At 59.0% G+C, this 25,695-nt stretch carries 21 protein-coding genes and 1 pseudogene; 14 read left to right on the top strand and 8 right to left on the bottom strand.

Going from position 1 to position 25,695, the window contains the following annotated elements; translation table 11 throughout:
* Positions 1 to 50 precede the first annotated feature (50 nt).
* On the bottom strand, positions 51 to 1,349 hold the full coding sequence (locus tag ACYZT0_RS26010) for an MFS transporter (RefSeq protein ID WP_462043610.1): 1,299 nt from the start codon (positions 1,347 to 1,349) through the stop codon (positions 51 to 53).
* A 363-nt stretch (positions 1,350 to 1,712) separates the two neighbouring features.
* On the opposite strand from ACYZT0_RS26010, the gene ACYZT0_RS26005 reads away from it, so the two are divergent.
* Entirely contained in the window at positions 1,713 to 2,117 is a 405-nt protein-coding gene (locus ACYZT0_RS26005) for an acyl-CoA thioesterase (protein ID WP_003177184.1), read from the top strand.
* A 57-nt stretch (positions 2,118 to 2,174) separates the two neighbouring features.
* Entirely contained in the window at positions 2,175 to 3,074 is a 900-nt protein-coding gene (locus tag ACYZT0_RS26000; RefSeq protein ID WP_462043609.1) for a D-hexose-6-phosphate mutarotase, read from the top strand.
* A gap of 66 nt (positions 3,075 to 3,140) precedes the next feature.
* Here ACYZT0_RS26000 and ACYZT0_RS25995 read toward each other — a convergent pair whose 3' ends face one another.
* The 4 genes from ACYZT0_RS25995 to purE form a co-directional block, all read right to left on the bottom strand.
* Positions 3,141 to 3,677 (bottom strand): DUF3299 domain-containing protein, encoded by a 537-nt coding sequence (locus tag ACYZT0_RS25995; protein ID WP_462043608.1) that lies wholly within the window; start codon positions 3,675 to 3,677, stop codon positions 3,141 to 3,143.
* An 89-nt stretch (positions 3,678 to 3,766) separates the two neighbouring features.
* Positions 3,767 to 4,012 (bottom strand): GlsB/YeaQ/YmgE family stress response membrane protein, encoded by a 246-nt coding sequence (locus tag ACYZT0_RS25990; protein WP_282376338.1) that lies wholly within the window; start codon positions 4,010 to 4,012, stop codon positions 3,767 to 3,769.
* A gap of 105 nt (positions 4,013 to 4,117) precedes the next feature.
* Positions 4,118 to 5,200, bottom strand: a complete 1,083-nt coding sequence (locus ACYZT0_RS25985; protein WP_462043607.1) for a 5-(carboxyamino)imidazole ribonucleotide synthase — start codon at positions 5,198 to 5,200, stop codon at positions 4,118 to 4,120.
* A gap of 11 nt (positions 5,201 to 5,211) precedes the next feature.
* Positions 5,212 to 5,703 carry a 5-(carboxyamino)imidazole ribonucleotide mutase gene (gene purE / locus ACYZT0_RS25980; RefSeq protein WP_019694319.1) on the bottom strand — a complete coding sequence of 164 codons (492 nt, stop codon included), beginning with the start codon at positions 5,701 to 5,703 and terminating at the stop codon, positions 5,212 to 5,214.
* A 434-nt stretch (positions 5,704 to 6,137) separates the two neighbouring features.
* On the opposite strand from purE, the gene ACYZT0_RS25975 reads away from it, so the two are divergent.
* Entirely contained in the window at positions 6,138 to 6,731 is a 594-nt protein-coding gene (locus ACYZT0_RS25975; protein WP_462043606.1) for a hypothetical protein, read from the top strand.
* A gap of 55 nt (positions 6,732 to 6,786) precedes the next feature.
* Here the strand turns inward: ACYZT0_RS25975 and ACYZT0_RS25970 are convergent, their stop codons facing one another.
* Positions 6,787 to 7,698, bottom strand: coding sequence for a LysR substrate-binding domain-containing protein (locus ACYZT0_RS25970; protein ID WP_462043605.1), 912 nt, complete (start codon positions 7,696 to 7,698; stop codon positions 6,787 to 6,789).
* 180 nt (positions 7,699 to 7,878) lie between these two features.
* Between ACYZT0_RS25970 and aspA the strand changes: the two genes are divergently transcribed.
* The 8 genes and pseudogenes from aspA (at position 7,879) to ACYZT0_RS25930 (ending at position 21,178) form a co-directional block, all read left to right on the top strand.
* Complete coding sequence (gene aspA / locus ACYZT0_RS25965; RefSeq protein WP_462043604.1) at positions 7,879 to 9,303, top strand: aspartate ammonia-lyase; 1,425 nt, start codon at positions 7,879 to 7,881, stop codon at positions 9,301 to 9,303.
* A 526-nt stretch (positions 9,304 to 9,829) separates the two neighbouring features.
* Positions 9,830 to 11,281 carry an alanine/glycine:cation symporter family protein gene (locus ACYZT0_RS25960; protein ID WP_462043603.1) on the top strand — a complete coding sequence of 484 codons (1,452 nt, stop codon included), beginning with the start codon at positions 9,830 to 9,832 and terminating at the stop codon, positions 11,279 to 11,281.
* 141 nt (positions 11,282 to 11,422) lie between these two features.
* The gene (locus tag ACYZT0_RS25955) at positions 11,423 to 12,427 is read left to right on the top strand and encodes an asparaginase (protein WP_462043602.1); all 1,005 of its coding nucleotides are present in this window, start codon (positions 11,423 to 11,425) and stop codon (positions 12,425 to 12,427) included.
* A 161-nt stretch (positions 12,428 to 12,588) separates the two neighbouring features.
* On the top strand, positions 12,589 to 13,581 hold the full coding sequence (locus ACYZT0_RS25950; protein WP_462043601.1) for an AraC family transcriptional regulator: 993 nt from the start codon (positions 12,589 to 12,591) through the stop codon (positions 13,579 to 13,581).
* A gap of 267 nt (positions 13,582 to 13,848) precedes the next feature.
* Positions 13,849 to 14,880, top strand: a complete 1,032-nt coding sequence (locus ACYZT0_RS25945; RefSeq protein ID WP_462043600.1) for a histone deacetylase family protein — start codon at positions 13,849 to 13,851, stop codon at positions 14,878 to 14,880.
* 12 nt (positions 14,881 to 14,892) lie between these two features.
* On the top strand, positions 14,893 to 16,008 hold the full coding sequence (locus ACYZT0_RS25940; RefSeq protein WP_462043599.1) for a polyamine ABC transporter substrate-binding protein: 1,116 nt from the start codon (positions 14,893 to 14,895) through the stop codon (positions 16,006 to 16,008).
* Positions 16,009 to 16,160: 152 nt separating this feature from the next.
* Positions 16,161 to 16,400 (top strand): annotated as a pseudogene (locus tag ACYZT0_RS25935) (hypothetical protein); the annotation flags it as partial.
* Between the two features lie 185 nt (positions 16,401 to 16,585).
* Entirely contained in the window at positions 16,586 to 21,178 is a 4,593-nt protein-coding gene (locus ACYZT0_RS25930; protein WP_462043598.1) for a dermonecrotic toxin domain-containing protein, read from the top strand.
* A 14-nt stretch (positions 21,179 to 21,192) separates the two neighbouring features.
* Here the strand turns inward: ACYZT0_RS25930 and pdxR are convergent, their stop codons facing one another.
* Positions 21,193 to 22,743, bottom strand: coding sequence for a MocR-like pyridoxine biosynthesis transcription factor PdxR (gene pdxR / locus ACYZT0_RS25925; protein ID WP_462043597.1), 1,551 nt, complete (start codon positions 22,741 to 22,743; stop codon positions 21,193 to 21,195).
* A gap of 90 nt (positions 22,744 to 22,833) precedes the next feature.
* Here pdxR and ACYZT0_RS25920 point away from each other — a divergent pair, with 90 nt between their 5' ends.
* From ACYZT0_RS25920 to ACYZT0_RS25910, 3 genes are read left to right on the top strand one after another with little or no spacing between them, the layout of a single operon-like run.
* Positions 22,834 to 23,457 (top strand): FMN-binding negative transcriptional regulator, encoded by a 624-nt coding sequence (locus ACYZT0_RS25920; RefSeq protein WP_462043596.1) that lies wholly within the window; start codon positions 22,834 to 22,836, stop codon positions 23,455 to 23,457.
* A gap of 9 nt (positions 23,458 to 23,466) precedes the next feature.
* A complete protein-coding gene (locus tag ACYZT0_RS25915) occupies positions 23,467 to 23,913 on the top strand; it encodes a GNAT family N-acetyltransferase (RefSeq protein ID WP_462043595.1) in 447 nt (148 codons plus the stop codon).
* 17 nt (positions 23,914 to 23,930) lie between these two features.
* Positions 23,931 to 24,602, top strand: coding sequence for a GNAT family N-acetyltransferase (locus ACYZT0_RS25910; RefSeq protein WP_462043594.1), 672 nt, complete (start codon positions 23,931 to 23,933; stop codon positions 24,600 to 24,602).
* A gap of 120 nt (positions 24,603 to 24,722) precedes the next feature.
* Here ACYZT0_RS25910 and ACYZT0_RS25905 read toward each other — a convergent pair whose 3' ends face one another.
* Complete coding sequence (locus ACYZT0_RS25905) at positions 24,723 to 25,622, bottom strand: homocysteine S-methyltransferase family protein (RefSeq protein ID WP_462043593.1); 900 nt, start codon at positions 25,620 to 25,622, stop codon at positions 24,723 to 24,725.
* Positions 25,623 to 25,695 lie beyond the last annotated feature (73 nt).

Genomic DNA, 25,695 nt, shown 5'->3' with positions numbered 1-25,695 from the left:
CCGATGTTTTGAAGGGATACCGCGTCATCGTTCTTCGCGGGCAAGTCGGCTTAGCGACCCTTCTTCCAGAGGTACGCGCCCACCAGAATCCCGACTCCGCAAATGATCGCCACGTAATACGCCGGCCCCATCGGGCTTTCCTTCAGCAACAGCGTAACGACCATCGGCGTCAGGCCGCCGAAGATGGCGTAAGCCAGGTTGTAGGAGAACGACAGCCCGCTGAAGCGCACCACCGCCGGGAAGGCTTTGACCATCACGTAAGGCACCGCACCGATGGTGCCGACCAGGAAGCCGGTCAAGGCGTACATCGGGAACAGCCAGTCAGGGTGGTTGAACAGGCTGTGGTAGAAGGTCCACGAGCTGATCAGCAGCAGCGCACTGCCGAACACGAAGATGCGACCAGCACCAAAGCGGTCAGCCAGTGCACCGGAGGCGACGCAGCCCACGCTCAGAAACACGATCGCCAGGCTGTTGGCCTGCAACGCGGTGGTTGGCGAGAAGTGGTAGACGGTCTGCAGCACGGTCGGGGTCATCAGAATAACCACGATGATGCCGGCGGACAGCAGCCAGGTCAGCAGCATGGAAATCAGGATCGCCCCGCGATGGTCACGCAACACGGCGCGCAGCGGCACTTCTTCAGCCAGGGCCTTGCGCAGTTGCAGCTCGGCAAACACCGGCGTCTCGTGCAACCAGCGGCGCAGGTAAACCGAGAACAGGCCGAACACGCCACCCAGCAGGAACGGAATCCGCCAAGCGTAATCCGACACTTCCACCGGGGTGTAAAGGCTGTTGATCGCGGTGGCGACCAACGACCCCAGCAGGATGCCTGCCGTCAGACCGCTGGTCAGGGTGCCGCAGGCGTAGCCGATATAACGCTGCGGTACGTGTTCGGAAACGAACACCCACGCGCCCGGTACTTCACCGCCAATCGCCGCGCCCTGAATCACCCGCATCAGCAGCAACAGGATCGGCGCCCACATGCCGATCTGCGCATAAGTCGGCAGCAAACCCATGATCAGGGTCGGCACCGCCATCATGAAAATGCTCAGGGTGAACATCTTCTTGCGTCCCAGCAGGTCGCCGAAGTGCGCCATGACGATGCCGCCCAGTGGCCGCGCCAGGTAGCCGGCGGCAAAGATCCCGAAAGTCTGCATCAAGCGCAGCCACTCAGGCATGTCGGCCGGGAAGAACAGCTTGCCCACCACCGTGGCGAAGAACACGAAAATGATGAAGTCGTAAAACTCCAGCGCGCCGCCCAGGGCAGACAGCGATAAAGTCTTGTAGTCGTTGCGGGTCAGCGGACGTGCGGACTGAGTAGGCTGCGCGATGCTTGAGGGCGCGGTGGTCATGGCAAGGCTTCTCTTATAGTCGGATCTGCAACCCCTACAACGCTGGCGGAGGCTTGGGCAGGTCCGGCACGATAACAAATTGTTCGAAAAAGCACATAGAGGCGCGTAATTGACGGTCTAAATGAGAACCGGACGGTCGTCTCGGAGTCTACCGATCGATATACTTGCAATCCTGCACCTGCTTGTAAGGGGTTGCTGTGCGAAAACGTCGTTGGCACCCGTCAGCCGATTTCGCAGAGTTTCCCTTTAGGCGCCTTACGAAAAACGTGACGAACGTAGTATGTTCGGGGCTGAATCGTTTTTCCAAGACGGCTATTCACCCGCAACACCTATAAAGAGTCACGGGTCAGAGGCACCCCCGGCATGATAGAGCTCGAACAAGAAGATCCAATCCCGCAAGGCGACCTTGCCCTGCAAATTACCGCGCTTCCCCGCGAAACCAACGGCTTTGGCGATATTTTCGGCGGTTGGCTGGTGTCGCAGATGGATTTGGCCGGCACCGCAATGGCCAGCAAAGTCGCGGGTGGTCGCGTGGCCACGGTTGCGATCGACCGCATGGCGTTTCTGGTTCCGGTAGCGGTGGGCGCCCAGCTCTCCTTCTATACCCAGGCGCTGGAAATCGGCCGCAGCTCGATTCAGATGATGGTCGAAGTCTGGAGTGACGATCCGCTGTCCAGCGAATGGCGTAAAGTGACCGAAGCCGTGTTTGTGTTCGTCGCCATCGACGGCAGCGGCCGCACCCGTTCGGTTCCGCCACGCGCGCGTTAAACACTGCGACCTTTCAGCGGTCCATTGCAGTCATTGTTCCTGATCGAGAATTGCCCCATGAGCACGCCCAACGTTGAAGCCGTGAAACTGGATGAACTGAACTGCTGGCGCATCCGCCACGGTCAGGCCGAATTGCTGGTCGCCCAGCAAGGCGCGCACATCCTCAGTTATCAATTGGCCGGCCAACCGCCGCTGATCTGGCTCAACGACGAGGCCGTGTTCAAGACTGGCAAGAGTATCCGCGCCGGGGTTCCGGTGTGCTGGCCCTGGTTCGGTAACTTGCCGCGCAACCCGCAAAGTGTTCAAGCGATGCGTGTCAGCAACGAACCGCCGACCGCCCACGGGCTGGTCAGGGCGATGGACTGGGAACTGGGTGGTATTGAAACCGAGGGCGAAAGCCTGAAGGTGGAATTTGTCCTGCCCTACCCTGAGGGCGGTTTGCCGGGCTGGCCGCATCAGGTGGATTTGAAGCTGAGCATTCGTCTGGATGATCAACTTCACATCAGCCTGATCAGCCATAACCAAGGCTCTGACAACGTCACCATCAGCCAGGCGCTGCACAGTTATTTCGCGGTCAGCGATGTGCGCAATGTGCATGTCGAAGGGCTGGATGGTTTGAGTTACATCGAAACCCTGGACGACTGGAAAACCGTCACTCAGACCGGCGATTTGCGCTTCGCTGGCGAGACCGATCGCATCTATCTCAATACCCCGGAGAAGCTGAGCATTGTCGATCCGGCCTGGGAGCGGCGCATCGAGCTGACCAGCAGCGGTTCACGCTCGGCGGTGATCTGGAATCCGTGGATTGATCGCGCTGCAGCGTTCAGTGACATGGCGGACGATGGCTGGCAGCGGATGCTGTGCATCGAAACAGCGAATGTGATGGATGATGTGGTGACGCTGGCGCCAAGTGCGAGTCATACCTTGGGCGTGAGCATCGGCAGCAAACCTCTCTAACACCACAAAACCAATAGATGTGGGAGCGAGCTCCCACCTTTGATCGGTGCCAAATTGACTGGCGCGTTACAGATCCGACTCTTCCACCACCCGCACCTTCGCCGCATCCAGCGCATACGCCGCGTCAGCCAGGTCGTTGTTGACCTTCTCGATTTTCAGCGTGCCGGTCACCCACAGCGGCGTGTAGATATCATTGAGCTTCAGCCCCTTCGGATACCGCACCAACACCAACTGGTTTGGCGGTGGTGGCGGAACGTGGATGCAGGCGCCCGGATACGGCACGAGGAAGAACAGTGTGCTGCGGCCCTTGGCGTCGGACTCCAGCGGCACCGGATAACCACCGATGCGGATGTTCTTGTCGTTCATCGACGGCACGGTTTTGGTCGAATACATCACCGCCGGCAAGCCCTTGCTCTGCTTCATGCCACCCTTTTGGGTAAAGGTGCCATTGGTTTCGGGGGAGTTGTGGTCGATTTCGGGCATGGCTTCGAGGGCTTTCTGGTCCGACTTGGGCATCAATTCGAGCCAGTCGGTTTCCGGCAGTTCGCCGGCGTGGGCAAGGCCCGTACCCAGTAAAAGGAGAGTGAACAGAAGACGGCGCATGGAGGGGCTCGGCAAAGGAGAGGTCGGTGCAACGCCGAGCATTCTAGCCCTCTCTGCGTGCGGCGCAGAGGGGGCTTTGTCGCTTTGAATCAGTTTCTTTTGATCAAGCCGTAGACCACCAGCAACACCACCGCGCCGACCAGCGCACCGATGAAGCCTGCGCCTTCGCCTGCGTGGTAGATGCCCAGAGCCTGACCGCCGTAAGTGGCCGCCAGCGAACCGCCGATACCCAGCAAGATGGTCATGATCCAGCCCATGTTGTCATCGCCCGGTTTCAGGAACCGAGCCAGCAGGCCGACGATCAAGCCGATAAAGATGGTTCCAATAATTCCCATGGCATTTCCCTCTGATTAAGTGCTACGTCCAAGCCTAGTCAGACTTTGGCATCCTGCCATGAGAGAACGGCGGGCCCTGAATGGTTCCGCCGCTGCCACATGAAACTATTCGGCGATGAGCGCTTCGACCTTGAGGATCTGCTGCTCCAGCGTGGCCTTGTCGGCGCAGCGCAGGTTGGCGTGACCGACCTTGCGACCGACCTTGAACGCCTTGCCATAATGATGCAGATGGCAATCGGCTATGGCCAGGACTCGCTCGGTCTCCGGCACTTTACCGATGAAGTTGAGCATCGCGCTCTCGCCGACCTTGGCCGTCGAACCCAGCGGCAGACCGGCAACGGCCCGCAAGTGGTTTTCGAACTGGCTGCACTCGGCACCTTCAGTAGTCCAGTGACCCGAGTTGTGCACCCGCGGGGCAATCTCGTTGGCCTTGAGGCCACCGTCTACTTCGAAGAACTCGAACGCCATCACGCCGACGTAATTCAGCTGCTTGAGCACACGGCTGGAATAGTCTTGCGCCAAGGCTTGCAGCGGATGGTCAGTGCTGGCCACGGACAGCTTGAGGATGCCGCTGTCGTGGGTGTTGTGAACCAGCGGATAAAACTTGGTCTCACCATCGCGAGCGCGCACGGCGATCAACGAGACTTCGCCGGTGAACGGCACGAAGCCTTCCAGCAGGCAGGCTACGCTGCCCAGCTCGGCGAACGTGCCGGCCACGTCTTCAGGCTTGCGCAGGACCTTCTGGCCCTTGCCGTCATAACCCAGGGTGCGAGTTTTCAGCACGGCCGGCAGACCGATGGAAGCAACAGCAGCGTCCAGATCGGCTTGCGATTGAATGTCGGCGAACGCCGGGGTGGGAATCCCCAGGTCCTTGAACATGCTTTTTTCGAACCAGCGATCACGGGCGATGCGCAGGGCTTCGGCGCTCGGGTAGACCGGGACGAATTGCGACAGGAAGGCCACGGTTTCGGCCGGGACGCTCTCGAACTCGAAAGTCACCAGATCGACTTCATCAGCCAGCTGACGCAGGTGGTCCTGATCGCCGTAATCAGCCCGCAGGTGCTCGCCCAACGCGGCAGCGCAAGCATCCGGCGCCGGGTCCAGGAAAGCGAAGTTCATGCCCAGCGGAGTGCCCGCCAGGGCCAACATGCGACCCAACTGGCCGCCACCGATTACACCGATCTTCATCGTCAACAACCTCAGGCGATGCGTGGGTCTGGATTGTCCAGGACGCTGTCTGTCTGCTCAGCACGGAAAGTTTTGAGCACTGCGTGGAACTGCGGGTGCTTGGCGCCGAGGATACTCGCCGATAGCAGCGCTGCGTTGATCGCACCGGCCTTGCCGATGGCCAGGGTGGCGACCGGGATGCCTGCGGGCATCTGCACGATAGACAGCAGCGAATCGACGCCCGACAGCATCGACGACTGCACCGGCACGCCCAGTACCGGCAGGTGAGTCTTGGCCGCACACATGCCTGGCAAGTGGGCTGCGCCGCCGGCACCGGCGATGATCACCTCGATGCCACGCGCCTCAGCCTCTTCGGCGTACTGGAAGAGCAGGTCCGGGGTGCGGTGGGCAGAGACCACTTTCACCTCGTAAGGGATGCCGAGCTTTTCCAGCATATCGGCGGTGTGGCTAAGGGTGGACCAATCGGACTTGGAGCCCATGATCACGCCAACCAGTGCACTCATCGTCGTGCCTCTTCTCTCTGGGCGCCCACAGGCGCGTCAAAAAACAACAAACCACGCAAAATGCGTGGCTTGATTGTACGAATTATGGCCGGACGAACCGGCCAAAGGCCGCGCAGTATACCTCAATGAGGCAGATAAACAGCCCCCGGTGCGACCATTTGTCATTTACTGCAATCCGTCAGATTCATTGACTCATCGGTCAAAAAAATAGCCAAACAGAGGGGCTATTCAGTTAAACCGAATGCACGATTTCTCCAAGTTATTCTGTGTGGGGTTTACAGAGTAATGCAATAGAACGAAATATATGTTCACTCGCCAAATCACAACTTCATAGTTAGTTTTATTATCGCCATCAGCCATGACTTACGAGCAACTTACAACAACAACTTTCTAACTAAATGGGTATCGATAAGCAATTTAAAAAGGATTCAAGAATGACTTCGACTATCGAAAAAAATCACAAAAACTCCATTACCATCATCGCCGTTATCCATGATGACGTGCCGAAATCTACGGCAACGACGATTTACGCTGATCACTTCCGACCTCTCGTAAGCGAGCTGGAAAGCTTCACCGAGCGAAAAGTCAATGTCGTCTTCGCTGGCGGAGAACCCTATAACAAATTTGATTACAAGGGCGATGATTCTCTTAATACCTTACGAAGCTGGGAGGCTCTGGGGTACAAACTACTCGATGAAATGAAGAACGAAGGTTTTACGGATGATATGACCAAAGTCATCTTGGTCACAAATGATACGTTGAATGACAAGACAGCAGGTGCCGCACTTCTTTGGCCACCGGCCAATACCGGCAAATTTGCGATTGCATCACTGGGCAGCTATTTGTATGTCGGACATGAAGTCGGTCATTTATTGGGGGCTAAACATGAGGACTTTGAAGTTCAGTACAACGGCTGGTGGGCCGAAACTTACATGGCGCCAAAACGAGAGATAATCCGATCCATCTCTTATACTTTCAGCCCTGCCAACCGACGAAATATCAAGAACTATCTGGCCGACAAAGATTGACGCTGAACCCTGTTAACAACAGAGGCGCGCAATGTACGCCTCTGCCCGCTACGGTTTAAAGGTTGGCACTCGCCGCCCCGCCCTCAAGCTTGCGCCACAGCAATCGTACGTTGGCCTTGCGCACCAACGCGCAGCGGTACAAACGAATCTCCAGCGGCACATGCCATTGCGGGCCGCCGCAGACCACCAGCTCACCGCGAGCCAGTTCGGCGCGCACGCTGAGCTGCGGTACCCAGGCGATGCCCAGCCCTTCTAGCGCCATGCTTTTCAGGCTGTCGGCCATGGCTGTTTCATAAATGGTAGTGAAGCGCAGCGCCCGTTGGCGCAGCAGCATGTTCACCGAGCGCCCGAGAAACGCCCCGGCGCTGTAAGCGAGCAGCGGCACACTGCCTTCGCCTTCCAGGTCGAACAGTGGCTTGCCCTCGGCGTCCGCCGCGCAGACCGGGAGCATTTCGGTGGCTCCAAGGTGCAGTGACGGGAAGATTTCCGGGTCCATCTGCATTGCAGCATCCGGGTCGTAGAACGCCAGCATCAGATCGCAACCGCCTTCACGCAGCGCATGCACCGCGTCGCCGACGTTGGTCGCCACCAATCGCGTGGCAATGTTCAACCCTTCGTTGCGCAATTGCGCGATCCACCGTGGAAAGAAACCCAACGCCAACGAGTGAGCGGCCGCAACCTGCATCACCTCGCCCTGCCCGCCTTCCAGATGATGGAGATGACGCAACACTTCACCGAGTTGTTCGACCACGGTCCGCGCGGTAACCAGGAACAACTGCCCCGCCGCCGTCAGCTCCACCGGGGTGCGCGAGCGATTGACCAGGGTCAGCCCCAGTGCGGCTTCAAGGCTGCGGATCCGCCGACTGAATGCCGGCTGCGTCACGAAGCGTCTTTGGGCAGCCTGGGAGAAGCTGCGGGTGGCAGCCAGAGCACTAAAGTCCTCAAGCCATTTGCTTTCAAGGTTCATCACGTCCTCCCGGACACGCACCAATTTAGGTCACACGCTCGCCGCAGACACGGCGTCACACGGGCATTATGCCGAATGTGCATAGGCTAGTGTTTAACAGCATTGGCCCAAAATTCTCCACAAGCCTAGCATTTGCAGTGTTCCGGCACAGACCGGGTCCCTATCGAGATGATTTCTATCATGTCTTCCGCTGCATCTTTCCGCACAGAAAAAGACCTGCTTGGCGTACTCGAAGTACCTACTCAAGCGTATTACGGCATCCAGACCCTGCGAGCGGTGAACAACTTCCGTCTCTCCGGCGTTCCGATTTCGCATTACCCGAAGCTGGTTGTCGGCCTCGCAATGGTCAAGCAGGCCGCCGCTGACGCCAACCGCGAACTGGGTCACCTGAGCGAAGCCAAGCATGCTGCCATCAGCGAAGCCTGTGCACGTTTGATCCGCGGCGATTTCCACGAAGAGTTCGTGGTGGACATGATTCAAGGCGGCGCTGGCACTTCAACCAACATGAATGCCAACGAAGTCATCGCCAACATCGCGCTGGAGGCCATGGGTCACCAGAAAGGCGAATACCAATACCTTCACCCGAACAACGACGTGAACATGGCGCAGTCGACCAACGACGCCTACCCGACCGCGATCCGTCTGGGCCTGCTGTTGGGTCACGACGCGCTGCTGGCCAGCCTCGACAGCCTGATCCAGGCGTTCGCCGCCAAGGGCCAGGAATTCAGCCACGTATTGAAGATGGGCCGTACCCAGCTGCAAGACGCCGTGCCGATGACCCTGGGTCAAGAATTCCGCGCCTTCGCCACGACCCTGAGCGAAGACCTGGCGCGCCTGAAAACGCTGGCACCTGAACTGCTGACCGAAGTGAACCTGGGCGGCACCGCGATTGGCACCGGCATCAACGCCGACCCGCGCTACCAACTCCTGGCCGTTCAGCGTCTGGCTCTGATCAGCGGTCAACCGCTGGTTCCAGCCGCCGACCTGATTGAAGCCACCTCCGACATGGGTGCCTTCGTGCTGTTCTCCGGCATGCTCAAGCGCACCGCGGTCAAGCTGTCGAAGATCTGCAACGACCTGCGCCTGTTGTCCAGCGGCCCACGCACCGGCATCAACGAAATCAACCTGCCGGCGCGTCAGCCAGGCAGCTCGATCATGCCCGGCAAGGTCAACCCGGTTATCCCGGAAGCGGTTAACCAAGTGGCGTTCCAGATCATCGGCAACGACCTGGCCCTGACCATCGCAGCCGAAGGCGGCCAATTGCAACTGAACGTGATGGAGCCGCTGATCGCATTCAAGATCTTCGACTCGATCCGCTTGCTGCAACGCGCCATGGACATGCTGCGCGAGCACTGCATCGTCGGCATCACTGCCAACGAAGAGCGTTGCCGCGAACTGGTCGAACACTCGATCGGCCTGGTCACTGCGCTGAACCCGTACATCGGCTATGAAAATGCCACCCGCATCGCCCGTATCGCGCTGGAAAGCGGCCGCGGCGTGCTGGAACTGGTGCGCGAAGAAGGCTTGCTCGACGACGAAATGCTCGCCGACATCCTGCGCCCGGAAAACATGATTGCTCCGCGTCTGGTGCCTCTGAAGGCTTAACCGAACGCAACGCCGGCGCTTGCTCTTTTAACGAAGAGCACGAAGCGCCACGCTCACCAGGTCGAGGGACTAGACACCTCTCACCTTTTGAGGGCTTGGGGATTTATTTCCCAAGCCCTTTTTTTTAACTCTTTTGCAACAAAACAGAACCTGTGGGAGCGAGCCCGCTCGCGAAGAACGATAACGCGGTTTATCTGAAAAACCGCAGCGCCTGCATTCGCGAGCAGGCTCGCTCCCACAAGAGCCCGACGCCACAAACGTCGGGTGTTTCAAAGCTTCGTTTCGTCGCTTGCACCACAATCGTGCAGACGGGCAACGCACTGATAGGTATAGTGCCGCCCCTCTTCGCGTGAGCGGTCGTCGGTAACGAGGCCCAAACCCATGCGAAACCCGAACTAATAACAACCCGCGATATGGAACCGGGACGAACCTTCGCCTCACCTGTTGTGCCACGCGCAAGCCGGTGTAACGCGATATTTCTGACCATCCAGCATTTGCCTAAACAAAAAACAGCGAGGAATAATCCATGCTCGAAGTCATTAACGACTTCCTCTCAGGGAAAGTACTGATCGTGCTCATTGTCGGGCTCGGTAGCTACTTCACGATCCGCTCGCGTTTCGTTCAACTGCGCCACTTCTTCCACATGTTCACGGTGTTCCGCGACAGCCTGAAAAGCAGCGCCGGTCAACTCAGTTCGTTCCAGGCCTTGATGCTCAGCCTCGCCGGTCGTGTCGGTGCGGGCAACATCGCCGGTGTCGGTATCGCCGTGACCCTGGGTGGTCCTGGCGCGGTGTTCTGGATGTGGGTGACCGCGTTGGTCGGCATGTCCAGCAGCTTCTTCGAATGCTCCCTCGGCCAGCTCTACAAGCGCTGCGATTCCGACGGCACGTACCGTGGCGGTCCGTCCTATTACATCCAGCACGGCCTGCAGAAACGCTGGCTGGGCATGATCATGGCGTTCCTGCTGCTGATCACCTTCGGCTTCGCCTTCAACGGTTTGCAATCCCACGCCGTGACCCACTCGCTGAACAACGCGTTCGGCCTCGACACCACCTATACGGGCCTGGCCCTGGCGGTGTTGCTGGGCCTGGTGTTCATCGGTGGTATCAAGCGGATCGCCAAGGTCGCTGACCTGTTGGTCCCGGTGAAAACCCTGGTGTACATCGGCGTGACCCTCTACGTGATCGTGCTGCAGTTTGATCACGTTCCAGCCATGCTGATGACCATCGTCAAAAGCGCTTTCGGTCTCGACCAGGCCTTTGGCGGCCTGATCGGCAGCGCCATCGTCATGGGCGTGAAGCGCGGCGTGTTCGCCAACGAAGCAGGCCTGGGCAGTGCGCCGAACGTGGCCGCCGTGGCGTCGGTCGAGCATCCGGTGGCACAAGGCGTGGTTCAGGCGTTCAGCGTGTTCCTCGACACCTTTGTGATCTGCACCTGCACCGCGTTGCTGATCCTGCTCTCGGGCTTCTACACACCAGGCTTCGAAGGCGACGGCATTGCCCTGACCCAGAACTCGCTGGCCGCCGTCGTCGGTGACTGGGGCCGGAGTTTCATCTCCGTGGCCCTGTCGTTGTTCGTGTTCACCTCGATTCTTTACAACTACTACCTGGGCGAGAGCAACCTGCGCTTCCTGATCGGTGAAAACCGCAAGGCGCTGATCGGCTACCGCGCATTGGTATTGGTGTTGATCTTCTGGGGTGCAATCGAGAACCTGGGTACGGTGTTCGCGTTCGCCGACATCACCATGACTCTGCTGGCGTTCGTGAACCTGATCGCGCTGTTCCTGCTGTTCAAAGTCGGCATGCGCATCCTGCGTGACTACGATGACCAGCGCGCAGCCGGCATCAAGACGCCCGTGTTCGATTCGAGCAAATTCCCGGATCTGGACCTGGACTTGAAAGCCTGGCCCGCCAATCCACCAGCCGTCGCCCCTAAGGCCGAAGCTGAACCGCAAGGCGTACCCGCAGCGCAACGCTGATCGGTTAAAGTGCCGTATCCCATGTGGGAGCGAGCCTGCTCGCGAAGGGGCCATAACTTTCAACATCAATGTTGATTGTGAGGCCGCTTTCGCGAGCAGGCTCGCTCCCACAGGGGAAGTCACCGCTCTCGGAGAACCCCCATGAATTCCTCGACCTATCCTGCCGCCCAGCACGTCATGGTGCTCTACACCGGTGGCACCATCGGTATGCAAGCCAGCGCTCACGGCCTGGCCCCGGCGTCCGGTTTCGAAGCGCGGATGCGCGAGTACCTGCACAGCCAACCTGATCTTGTTGTGCCGCAGTGGCGTTTTCGCGAGATGTCGCCGCTGATCGACAGCGCCAACATGAGCCCGTCTTACTGGCAGCAACTGCGTGAAGCGGTGGTTGACGCTGTCGATGTCCAGGGCTGCGACAGCGTGCTGATCCTGCACGGCACCGACACCCTCGCCTACAGCGCCGCCGCCATGAGCTTTCAGTTGCTCGGCCTGCATGCCCGTGTGGTGTTCACCGGTTCCATGCTGCCGGCCGGTGTAGCCGACAGCGATGCCTGGGAAAACCTCAGCGGCGCGCTGGTTGCTCTGGGCCTCGGCCTTGCGCCGGGCGTTCATCTGTACTTCCACGGCGAGCTGCTGGACCCGACCCATTGCGCGAAAGTTCGCAGTTTCGGTCGTCATCCGTTCAAACGACTGGAACGGCAGGGCGGCGGTGTGAAAGCGTCCTCAATTCCCGCGCAACTGAATTACAACCAGCCGAAGCAACTGGCGAACGTCGCAGTATTGCCATTGTTTCCCGGCATAAGCGCTGAAATTCTTGATGGACTGCTCGACAGCGGCATTCAGGGACTGGTGCTGGAGTGCTATGGCAGCGGCACCGGACCGAGCGATAACCCCGAGTTTCTCGCCAGCCTGGAACGGGCACGGGACAAGGGGGTTGTGGTTGTGGCGGTTACGCAGTGCCATGAAGGCGGCGTTGAGTTGGATGTTTACGAGGCCGGTAGCCGGTTGCGCGGTGCAGGCGTGCTTTCGGGTGGCGGTATGACCCGTGAAGCCGCGTTCGGCAAGTTGCATGGCTTGCTGGGTGCCGGGCTCGACAGCGCTGAAGTGCGGCGCCTGGTCGAACTCGACCTGTGCGGCGAACTTATCTGACACCACACGGTACCTGGAGCGAGGCTTGCCCGCGAAGGCGTTTTCGATAACGCCAAAAGCTTCGCGGGCAAGTCGGATCGCCGCACCGCTCGCTCCTACAGATGACTTGGACGCGGCACACAACTTGCTCCTTTTCCAGCATCTCAAGGCTGGAACACCCCATGCTCCACTCCCACCTCACCACCCTCAACGCCGTCTCTCTGGTGCTCAACGCCTTCAAGGCCGAAGGCCTGCCCAGTGAAGCGCTGCTCGTGGGAAGCGGCATCAGCGCGGCGGATCTGAGCCGGGCGGACACGCGCATCACCACGAACCAGGAGATGCAGGTCTGCGCCAATGCCGTCGCCCTCAAACGCGATATCGGCCTGGAACTTGGCCAACGGATGCACGTTTCGTCCTACGGTATGCTCGGTTATGCGCTGCTCACCAGTGCCACCTTCGGTGACGCTTTACGTCTGGCGATGCGCTATCCGGCGCTGTTAGGAACACTTTTCGAACTGAGCCTTGAAGCCGACGGCGAGCGTATCTGGTTCGTCGCCGCAGATTACCGGGAGAATCCCGCGCTGGCGGTATTCAATGCCGAGTTCTGTCTGGTGTCGTTGAAAGTCACCTGCGACGACCTGTTCGGTCACCCGTTGCCGCTGCTGGCGGCTCGTTTCGAACATGCCGCCCCCGACTACGAGGCGACCTACGCCGAACACTTCAATTGCCCGCTGCACTTCGGCGCGCGGAACAACGCCTTTGCCTTCGATAAACGCTGGCTCGACCAACCGTTGCCACTGGCCGACGTCATCACCCACCAGGCAATGACTGAACGCTGTCGCAAACAGAACACCGAGTTCACTGGCCGCCAGGCCTGGCTGGGGCGGATTCGCCAACTGCTGAGTACACAATTGAATGCAGCGCCTGGCCTCGATGGGTTGGCTGAGCAGATGAATTGTTCGGCGCGAACCCTGCGCCGGCACCTCAAGGATCTGGGTTGCAGCTATCAGGAATTGCTCGACGAATTGCGCTTCGAACAGGCCAAACTAATGCTCTGTGAAGATCAAATGCCGATTTATCGAATCGCCGAGGCTTTGGGTTTCAGCGAGACCGCGAGCTTCCGCCATGCTTTCGTCCGCTGGAGTGGTGTCGCGCCGAGCCAGTTCAGACCATGAGTACGACACCTCCCCTGTAGGAGCAAAGCTTGCTCGCGATGGGGACAACGCGGTGTATCTACAAAAACGCGGTGATGCCATCGCGAGCAAGCTTTGCTCCTACGAGGTCTGGCGCCCAACCCTGGGGCACCATTGCGTCCAATAAGGGGCGAATTTCGGTCAGATCTTTTGGCCATATTGATCCCCTTTTGGCCTTTCCTGCCGTTCTCCGAAACACCTCCTGCCGCAAGACTGTGTTCAACCGAATCAGCCTGCGGAGAACAAGAAATGCTGACGATCTACTCGGACGATCACCACCTGCACCACGGCCGTTGTGAATTGATAGACGGGCAATTGAAGCCCTGCTTCGAAATGCCCTCTCGGGCGGACCATGTTTTGCAACGCGTGCAGTACCGCGACCTCGGCCCGGTCGAGGCGCCACAGGATTTCGGCCTCGACCCGATTGCGCGCATCCACAGTCGCGACTACCTCGACTTCTTCAAAGGCGCCTGGGCGCGCTGGACCGAATTCAATACCGACGGCGATTTGTTGCCCTACACCTGGCCGGCTCGCACGCTGCGCCGAATCATGCCCACCAGTCTGCACGGCCAGCTCGGCTATTACAGCTTCGACGGCGGCGCACCGATTACCGCCGGTACCTGGCAAGCGGCGTACAGCGCGGCGCAAGTCGCGTTGACCGCTCAAGCTGTCATTCAACGCGGCGCCCGCAGTGCCTTCGCTTTGTGCCGTCCACCGGGACACCACGCCGCCAGCGATTTGATGGGCGGTTATTGCTACCTCAACAACGCCGCCATCGCCGCTCAGGCCTTCCTCGACCAAGGCCATAAGAAGGTCGCGATCCTCGACGTCGACTATCACCACGGCAACGGTACTCAGTCGATTTTCTATGAGCGCAGCGACGTACTGTTCACCTCGATCCACGGTCATCCGGAAGCCGAGTTCCCATTCTTCCTCGGTTATGACGATGAGCTCGGCGAGGGGGCCGGCGAAGGTTTCAACTTCAACTACCCTTTGCCGGCTGGCAGCGGCTGGGACAGTTGGAGCACCGCGCTGGAGCACGCCTGCAAAGAGATCGAAAAATACGGCGCCGATATCGTCGTCGTCTCCCTGGGCGTCGATACGTTCAAGGACGACCCGATCTCCCAATTCAAGCTCGACAGCCCGGATTACCTGGCAATGGGCGCGCGCATCGCCGGCCTCGGCAAGCCGACGCTGTTCGTGATGGAAGGCGGCTACGCGGTTGAAGAAATCGGCATCAATGCCGTGAACGTTCTTGAAGGTTTTGAAAGCGCCCAATGAGGAATTAGAACAATGAACAGACTCAAGCGTTTTATCGCTCCAGCGCTCTTTCCCACAATGCTGTGCGCCACCGTGCTCAGTGGTGCCGTTCACGCTGAAGAGCGAACGTTGCGCGTCTACAACTGGTTCGACTACATCACCCCCAAAGCGCTGGAAGACTTCAAGGCCCAGAACACCCAGACCAAATTGGTCTACGACATCTTCGACACCAACGAAGCGCTGGAGGCCAAGTTGCTGACCGGCAATTCCGGCTATGACGTGGTCGTGCCGTCCAACGTGTTCCTGGCCAAGCAGATCGAGGCCGGCGTGTTCCAGCCGCTTGATCGCAGCAAACTGCCGAACTGGAACCACCTCGATCCCAAGCTGATGAAGCTGATCGAATCCAACGATCCGGGCAACAAATTTGCAGTACCGTACATGTACGGGACCATCCTGATCGGCTTCAACCCCGACAAGATCAAGGCTGCATTGGGTGACAACGCACCGGTGGACAGCTGGGACCTGATCTTCAAGGAGGAGAACATCAGCAAGCTCAAGCAGTGCGGCGTGGCGCTGCTCGACTCGCCTTCGGAGATTCTGCCACTGGCCCTGCAACACCTCGGCCTGGACCCCAACAGCAAGAAGCCTGCGGACTATGAAAAGGCTGAAGCGCTGTTGATGAAGATTCGTCCGTACGTCACCTACTTCCATTCTTCGAAGTACATGGCCGACATCGCCAACGGTGACATCTGCGTCGCCGTCGGTTACTCCGGCAGCTTCTCCCAGGCCGCCAACCGCGCCAAGGAAGCCAAGAACGGCGTGATTGTCGACATGCGCCTGCCGAAAGAAGGCGCGCCGATCTGGTTCGACATGCTCTCGATCCCCAAAGGCGCGAAGAATCCGGAAGACGCCTACACCTTCATCAACTACTTGCTGCAGCCGCAGGTGATCGCGCCGGTCAGCGACTTCGTCGGTTACCCGAACCCAAACAAGGACGCCACGGAATTGGTCGACCCGGCGATCCGCAACAACCCGAACCTGTACCCGACCGAAACGGCGATGAGCACGCTTTACACCCTGCAACCGCTGCCCCGCGATGCCGAACGGGCGCGGACTAGGGCCTGGACCAAGATCAAGTCAGGGACCTGACCCGCTGCCGACCGCCAAGACCCGCACGGACGCGGGTCTTTTTTTTGCCTGCGATATTTATCTACCGCCAAGTGCGAAGGCCAGTCCTCCATCCTGCCCTGATCCGGCGCTGCTCACGACAGCGGCCTCCACCGTCAGACAAGGAAACGGTCATGCCCGAAACTTCAACACCGAGTGCTGTGGATGTACTGACTCAACGGGTGACCGGCCCTTCGCTCACTGAAGTCGCCGCGAATGCCTTGCGTCCCGCGCTCGATCCGATTTTAACGGCCTTGCAGCAGCTCTACACCCAGCAGTTGCCGCTCGAGCTGCCGTTACTGGCCCTGCAATACAAAATCCGCGGCGAAGGGGGCCTGACTGAGCAAGGTTGCCGCTACGTCGTCGCGGCGTTGGCAAGAAAGGCCCGCACAAAGACTATTTGCAGGAGTACGAAATACTCGACAAGAAGACCAACAAGATCCTGTGGGGCTTCTTTTCAACCGATATATATCTACCACCTGACCCGGTGGATGCGCGGGTACTTTCGATTGCAGACGGCAGTCTGCCGTCACGCCCACCCCCAACCGGTCACGATTTCATGAGCAAAACAACCCGAACGAACACCGCCCCACTGCTGCTGAACAAAAGCCGTCTGGTGGAGCTAACCAGCGGTGGTCCGACCCTGCATGGCGCCGCTGCGCATTTACTGCGCAAGGCCTTGTTAAAAAGCTTTCCCAAGCAACAGATCGATCCCGACAAAGCCGTGTTGATGTCCCCGTTATGGCATGAGCAGGGCGAGGAAATCGTCACCCGCAGCAGCCGTTTCGAATCATTGACGCACGCATTGGCGCGTATGGCCTTTACCCAAGCAACAGCCAACTACATCGAAAGTGAACACTTTCTGACCTTCACACCTCATGCCGCCGAACCGATCCATCTGCCGGTCAGCATGGACGCCATCACTACCTTGCTAAACGAGTACGCACCGTTGCTGTTCATTGGCTTCGAACAAAGCCAGCTGGACTACTGGAATGAAATCACAGGAAACTCGCCGCGCTGGCAGGTGTTGTCCGACACCCTGAAAGAGGCGCCCGATGTTCAGTCGGTCACTGGATGGGACTCGGATGAGTGCAGCCTCGGGAGACTCGTCTCGCAATACCCCGACAAGCTATTGCGCCCGGCTTCCGGCAACGGGCTGTCGAACGTGCGCGCCTGCCTGCTTGATCTCGATCTCGCCGTTGAATCGGCAGAGGACGATAACACCCGGCATCTGATGATCGGCGGCGCCCTGGTGCTGACCGCCACTTCGGGCAGCCGTAAGCTGATCACGATGTACACCATCGCCGACGGCTACGAATCGTTCAGCTCGATGGAGCAACTGGGCGCCCGCCTTCCCGCACGGATAGGCATCGATCTGAGCGGCCAGAGCCTGACGTGGCGACTCTACGAACCTGAAGGCAATATTTTTGATGCCATGGTTTGGGCATTGGTGGGGTGTCAGATCGACTCCATTGATGCTCTCGATCCAGCCAGTCGCTCGCCCTTGGCCGGGTTTACCTCCCGACAGGACGAAAGCAGCACGATCAGCACCGGGGAAAAGGCGCATATCGAACAGCTGGAAAGCTCAATTCCCTCGTGGCTATCAACGGGCTCACTTGACGATATTCAAGCCTACGGCGGTTACTTGACCGAGCTTGGAAACCTCAGAGACGAGACCGGCAATGACGCCTTTGACGCCAACGATATTCCTCTGATTCAAACCTATGCCCAGCAGCACATGCGTGACGCCATCGTTGCCGACAAAACTGATACAGATGCCGTGAACCTGCGCCTTGATGACGTTCGGATCACCGTCACCCATAGCTTCGAAGCCGGCGGTTTCACCCTGCCCGACCCGCGCAACGTCAGCGTCGAAACCCTGGGCGAATTCGCCCTGCAAAACACCCGCCCCTATAGCGCGACGGTGGCCTACGCCGATGGCACAGCCGTGCCAGACTGGATGACGGTGACGTTTCTGTTGCGCATGGCCAACGCAATCAATCTCGGCGAAACCTATCCACGCCTGATCAAACGCACACTCATCGATGACCCGGTGCAGGCTCGCCGTTACAAGGTCCGTTACTGTCGTCAGCTGCCGTTACTCCTGCCCATGTTGTCGCTGGAGTGCAAACTCAAGCACCAAGGTGAAGTCGATGAGGTGGGTTACCGTCAGGTCTGCCAACTGATGGAGTCGATCAAAAACGACTCACCCTTCACCGAGTGGCCGGTGCAAATCCGCCCGTTGGCGTTCATGCCCCGCTACCGTCTAGGCAACACACCCGACACCGTCGCGAACATGTACATCATCGAGCCGCGCAAAGGCTCGAGCGGCCCATGCCTGCTTTATCGACCCTTGCTGGATCAACCGCTGCACCAGTTTCCTTCCGAGCAAAACATGCTGTACGCGTTTTATCAGTCGGGCGAAATGCGCGATTCGATACTGGCCTGGCTGCCTACCCGCGCGTTGAGTTTCGAGTACGCCCAGTATGTGTTTTCAAGCGGCATTCCCTCGCCCTGGACCATCACCGAACTGGCCTTCGAGCCGTTTATTCACCTGGACCTAACCGCCTCGGTTGAACTGGCAAACACACCTCTGAGCGGCGACGTTCTCACGACCCTCTATACCCAAAATAGCCAAGCCATGGCCGAGCTCGCCGATCGCCAATCGACTTCCAATGGCGAGCGTCGCTGGGCGCTGCTGGCGGACAGTGGCTGGGCGACTTTCTCGGTGGCGGCCAACTTTCTCAGCGGCCCGGCGGGTACCGCGGTCTGGGTCTGGCAAAGCATCAGTCAGATCCAGCAGGCTCTGGATACCAGAGAACGCGGCGACACACTCGTGGAATGGTCCTCGATCGGCGACCTGCTACTGACCCTGGGCATTCTTCTCTCGCAACGCGTCGCGACACGGCGAATTCGGCTATCAAGTCCCCTTGATGAGGTCTCTGCGCCGAAACGCGCGCCCATGGACGAACCTCAACTCATCACCTCCTCCGCTCAAGCTGTGATGGTTACGCATGACGCGACCCCGCTAAGCGCTGAACTGCCCGAGGCTCATCTCTGCGCCCTGGCGCCTGCCGGGCCGACCCGTAGCAGTGCAGAAGCCCAATTTTTACAAAAGATCGATCAACTGAAAGTATCGGCTCCGCACCTGCCCGACGGAACACGACCCAATGCCGACCATCTTTATGAGCACGAGGGGAAGCTGTACGCCCAGGTGGGTGTGCGATGGTTTCAGGTCAGCGCCGACGCGGACGAACCGGTGCTCGTTCTCGATCCGAACAACCCCGCCTACCCAGGATTTTGCGTGAAGTACGACGAAAAGGCAGGTAGCTGGCACTGGGATCTCAAGCTTCGGTTACGCGGCGGCGGCCTAACCCGCCGGATCGAAGCTTTGCGGCGAGAAAAGATCAAAAAAAAGGACGATGCGTGGGCCGCACTGCATCGGTTCATCGAACAGGAAGCCATTCGAAAGGCCAGTGTGGATGAGGTCTTGAACCCTTTGGAAAGCAGCGACGTATCGTCCGACGAAACGATAGCCAGTTACATCTCCAGGTCCGATGAGGTGGCGAACGGATATGGCCAGGCGCTGGAAGCCCTCGAAACGTGGCGCGAAGCGGGCGGCGCTGGCGTGTTTTATCAGTCTCAGCTAATGCGTTTCACCATTGAACAACATCGCTACCTGAACGGCTGGATGCAAATGAAGTTGCGTGAATACGTGAAAATCATCGCGCCCCAGTTCAGTCAGACGGAACCTTCAACGACGAGATCCCATGCCGCGCAAATGGAGGCGGCACAAAAGGCCATCGCCGTGAGCGATGAATTGATCGACCGTCTCGGCCGCATGCACGCCTCACTGGACCGGTTGATGAACCACACCGGCATTATGCGCAAGGTGGCTGGCGATCTGAAAAAGATGCTGCCCGTAATGTCCCAATACGACCTGAAGGCCAATGAAATCGGCATGTCCACGGAGCTTTGCCTGCGTGAGGCGTCGGACAGTGACATGAGTCAGGCACGTCAATCGGTCGTCGATATTTTCGACAATGCGGCCGACGCGGGCCACAGCCTGGTCGAGCGGCGCAGTAACGCACAGCCTTCGCACATCCAGACACTCGATGTCGAGCAACTCACCGTCCTGGTGGACCGTCTGGCAGAAGCCGAACGGCGTCTGGAAGAGCTGTCTGTCAGCTTGCTCGATCTGCTGGAACCTGTCCGCTTCGAGCGCGTTCGCACGTTGGTTGCCGAATTCCATCAACTGGCGCGCAGCCGTCTGCTCACATTGCTTCCGGAAGCGGAAGAAATACCGGTGGCCCAGATGGCGAGACTTGAACCGGTGGCCTCCACTTCACGCGCCATCGGCAAGGTGAGCAAATCACGGCCACGGGTCGTCGAGGCGCAAAAAAAACCGTCTACCGAAACACCGCTGACGGGCGATGACGTTCCCATTATCAAGACGGCTAACAGACGCCCGGTGCAACCGGCGGCGCTAAACGATCAAGATATCATCGGCAACGGGCTGTCTCTGAGTGTAGAACTCGATGCGTTCATTGAACGAATTTGCGCCGATGCGCAACGCCCCTCCCGCGTTCCGGCGGACATGAAAGACCTGCTCGACCAGCAGGCGACCCGACTCGATCAAGCGGCTGATGACGTTGCGCTAATACTGGCTCGCAGAGCCGCCGACTTCCCCGTGGGGAGCCTGAGTGCAGAATTGCGTACGGGGGCCGCAAAAGCCCGGCGCGAAGGGGTGAGCGTCTACGGCGCGATGCTCATCAAGCGCAGGCCCCGCGAAACTTACCTGAAATGGCTCATGGAGCACGATCAGGTATCAATCATCAAAGACGCACGTGGTCGTATCAAGACTAAACAGCGCAAAGACTACTTTCAGGAGTACGGCATTTTCGACAAGACACGCCAAAACAAAGCGTTGTGGGTCGCGCATTTCCATTACAACGAACTGACCGATCCGGATGAACGATTCACCGCCGCACATCTCAAGTTCGCCGAAGGCTATTTGAAAGAACTCCCGGCCAAGACCCGTCAGGAACTCGATGTCTTCGATGCGCTGGACAATGCGTTGCGCCGAATCGTCAATCCGACAGTCCGGGATCTGTTTTTGAAACCCGAGCCGAACGTGTCATCTGAGGCGTAAACATCGCTACGGGATCAGTCGCACCAGACGTCGCGCAACCGTGCCAGAGCCGCTTCGATCGCCGGCTCTGGGACGGCGGCGAAGCCCAGTACCAGCCCGGCTCGCGAATCCAGCGGTGTCTGCGAATCGGGTAACCAGTAACTACTCAAACCATTGACCTCGACGCCCACGCTTTCGGCTTGTTCAATCAACTCGCGTTCGCGAGCCACGCTGCTCACCGGGACTGTCAAGTGCAATCCGGCCACCACATTGGGCAGATCGCCAACGCCCTCGATGTTTATTGGCCAACAGGCCAACAGACAATTGCGTCGACTCAATGCGGCGCGGCGCATACGTCGGATATGTCGCTGAAAATGCCCGGTAGCCATGAACTCGGCCATTACCGCTTGGGTACTGACTTCGGAATGCCGGACATCGACCGCGCGCCGCTGAGAGAAAGCGCTCACAAGCGCCGGCGGCAGGACCAGGTAACCCAGTCTTAGCGCTGGAAATGCAATCTTGCCAAACGTTCCGACATACAGCACCCGCCCCTGACGATCGAGTGCAGCCAACGGCGCCAGCGGTGCGCCGCTGTAACGGTATTCGCCGTCGTAGTCGTCCTCGACGATCCAGCCCTGAGTGCGCTCCGCCCAGGCGAGTAATTCAAGGCGTCGCGCCAGGCTCATGACCACCCCGGTCGGGTATTGATGTGAGGGCGTGACATACGCCAGTCGACAATCGCCGAGCTCCGCCAGTTCTCTGCAGTCGATACCTTCGCTGTCCACGGCCACCCCGTGCAATCGCGCACCGGCCACGGCGAACGCATGACCCGCCGCCCGATACCCCGGATTTTCAATCGCCACACCATCGCCCGGCTCGACCAGCAGCTGTGCACAAAGGCTAATCCCCTGCTGCGCGCCACTGGTGATCACTATTTGCTCAGCCGTGCACTGCATGCCCCGCGAACTGCGCAAATACGCGGCAATTAGTCCGCGCAGACGCTCATCGCCCGCCGGATCGCCGTAGCACAACTGTTGCAAGTCCGGTTTACGCCAGAAAGCCGCATTCAGCTTGGCCCAGACCTCGAAAGGAAACAGATCAAACGCCGGAACACCCACCCGAAATGCGCGGGGTGGACCGACGGGAGGCAGGGCCAAATGGTTCCTTTCAACGCGCCACAATGCACCGCTGTGGATAACTTTTCTGGATGAAACCACAGGTAAATCCAGCCAATTTGTGGATAAGGCTGTGGGTAACCCTGTTGACAACCCTGTGGATACTTTTGTGGATAGTTTTTTTGCCGGGAGCGCGGTTTGCGGTAACTGTGCGACATAAGTCCCATCACCGACACGCCCTTCAATAAATCCCTCGGCGTAGAGCTGATCGTAGGCACGGACCACGCTGTTTCGGGAAATTGACAACGCCGCTGCCAGGTCCCGACTGGCCGGCAATCGCGTGCCGCTGGCCAGCCTTCCGTCGAGCACTCGTACGCGAAGCGCTTGATAGAGCTGACGACTCAAACCCTGATGGCGATCGAGTTCGATACCCGCGGGGTTGAATGACAAGGACAAAGGCTCGCTGGTCATGGCAATGGACCTATGAAATGAGTCGTTAATGGCTCTTACAACAGACCAATAGCCTGCCTAGGATGCAGACATTCGCCAAGGAAAATCTCCATGTACACGCCAAGCAGCTTTGCTATAGATGATTTGCATGAACTGCACCAGCAGATACTCGGCACCCGCCTCGCTGTGTTGGTCACACACGGGGAACAAGGTCTGCAAGCCAGCCATTTGCCGGTGCTGTTGAGTTCAGACCAGGGTCCGAATGGCACCCTTTACGGACACTTCGCCAAGGCCAATCCGCAATGGAAGGCATTGCAGAACGGTGCCGAAGCCCTGGTGATTTTTGCCGGTGCCGACGCTTACGTCAGCCCAGGGCTTTACCCGAGCAAAGCCGAGCACGGCAAAGTCGTGCCGACCTGGAACTACGTCGCCGTGCACGCGTATGGCACGGCCGAGGTTTTCACTGACGCCGATCGCTTGCGCAATCTGGTCAGCGCCCTGACTGATCGTCATGAAGCGGGTCGCGCCAGTCCATGGAAAGTCGCCGATGCCCCTACCGACTACATTGATGGGATGCTCAAGGCCATCGTCGGTTTTGCCTTGCCGATCCAGCGCCTGGAAGGCAAGCGCAAGCTCAGCCAGAACCGCAGCGCTGCAGACATCGCTGGTGTGCGCGAGGGGCTTGCCGCCAGCCCTGATGTGCACGACCAGGCCCTCGCCCACTTGATGCGTTAAGGAACGAACATGAGTCAGATCGAGATCCGCCAGGTCACCGCCGACAACCACGCCGCCTGGTTGCCTTTGTGGCAAGCGTACCTGCGCTTCTACAACACAGAACTGCCTGAGGCCGTCACCCAAAGCACCTGGCAGCGCATGCTCGACCCGAGCGAGCCGACCCAGGCCGCACTGGCCTGGGCCGACGGCAAAGCGGTGGGCATGGTGCACTTCATCTACCATCGTTCGAACTGGAGCATCGAAAACTCCTGCTACCTGCAAGACTTGCTGGTAGTGCCGGAAACGCGCGGCACCGGCGTCGGCCGACAGCTGATTGAATTCGTCTACGCCATCGCCAAAGAGGACGGTTGCTGCAAGGTCCACTGGCTGACTCACGAAACCAATGCCACTGCGATTCAGCTTTATGAGCGCATCGCCGAACGCCCCGGTTTCATCCAGTTTCGCAAAGCCATTTAAGGTTCAAGGAGAACAACATGTCGACTTCACTCACCGACTGGAAAGGCGTCCCGGCACCGTCGGTTCAAACCCTCGAAGGGCGCTTCATCCGCCTGGAGAAACTTGACCCGGCGCGTCATGGCGACGGTTTGTGGAAGGCCCTGCAAGGCCCGGGTTCCGACCCGAAACTCTGGGACTATTTGCCTTACGGTCCTTTCCCGGAGCGCAGCGCGTTCAACGATTGGCTGAACAATCATGCGGCCAATAGCGACCCGTATTTCTTCAGCGTGATCGACCGTGCCAGCGGCGATGTGCAGGGCATTCTCAGCTTGATGTCGATTGTCCCTTCACAAGGTCGGATCGAGATCGGCCATGTCACGTTCGGTGCGCCGATGCAGCGCTCGCCGAAAAGCACCGAGGCAATTTATCTGCTCGCCAAAGAGTCGTTTGCCTTGGGTTACCGGCGCCTGGAGTGGAAGTGCAACAACGGCAACACCCGCTCCAAGTACGCAGCCGAACGACTGGGGTTCAGTTTTGAAGGCGTGTTTCGCCAGCACATGGTGGTCAAGGGCCAGAACCGGGATACGGCGTGGTATTCGATTCTGGATTCGGAATGGCCGGCGATTGGGGCGGGGTTTGAGCGCTGGCTGTCCGATGAGAACCAGACGGATTCGGGGCAGGTGAAAACCCTGGCCGAGTGCCGCGGGTAAATCTTCGGCGCCTGGACTGACGCCTTCGCGGGCAAGCCATGCTCCTACCGGATTTTTGTCGGACACACGATGTGTGAACGCCACCTAACCTGTAGGAGCATGGCTTGCCCGCGAATGGCTTCACGCTAGTCTTTGGGCAAGCACCGCAATATGCTCCGGTCCGATCCCGCAGCAGCCACCCAAATGAGTGGCCCCGCGCTGCTGCCAATCAGCCGCCCACTGCAAATAACCCGGCGGATCCAGGTCTTCGCGCAACGGGTCCAGACCATCATTGGCCGTGGCCTCTTTCGGTTGCGGCGGGAAGGCATTGGCGTACGCGCCGATGTGAATCTTCACACCCAAATGCTCGAAGGTTTCCCGCGCGGCATCAATCGCAGCACCGATCACTTCCGGCTGGCTGCAGTTGAACAGCAACGTCTCGACACCCAGCTCAGCCGCCACGGCGGCGGCTTCAGCCACAGGCTCACCCGAACGCAAGCGCGGCACCTCGTCCGTGTCCTCATCCTTCAAAGTAAACGACAGCCAGAACGGCTTGCCGTCCTTCGGCAGACCGGCGTGGATCGCTCGCGCTTCAATGATCGAGCTCTGGGTTTCCGCCAGCCACAGATCGACATGGGGTGCCAGACCATTCACCAGTGGCGCCAGCAATTCAGTCACCCGAACAGCATCGAAAAGGTCCGGACGGTAGGAACCAAACAGCGGCGGCAATGAACCGGCTACACGTACTGGTTTGCCCGACGTCTCTACAGCGCGACGGGCCAGCTCACCGGCCAATGCTGCTAGCGCCTGGCCTTCGGCCGCAAAACGTTCTTCGCCAATGTGAAACGGCACCACCGCGTAACTGTTGCTGGTGATCACGTTTGCACCGCTTTCGATATAAGCCACGTGCACCGCCTCTACCGCTCGCGGCGCTTCGCTCAAGGCCAGCGCCGACCACTCGGGCTGCCTGAACGGCGCGCCTCGGCGTTGCAACTCACGACCCATGCCGCCATCCAGAATTACCGTGCTTGCTGTGCCCATATGCTTTTCACTCATAAGCTTATGAAAATAACTCACTATCAGAGTCGTTCTTATAACTATTTAATACGCACCA

Source organism: Pseudomonas sp. ZS1P83, assembly GCF_054897825.1.
Note: the sequence above shows the minus strand (reverse complement) of the source record. Positions and strands in the feature narration are given on the sequence as shown.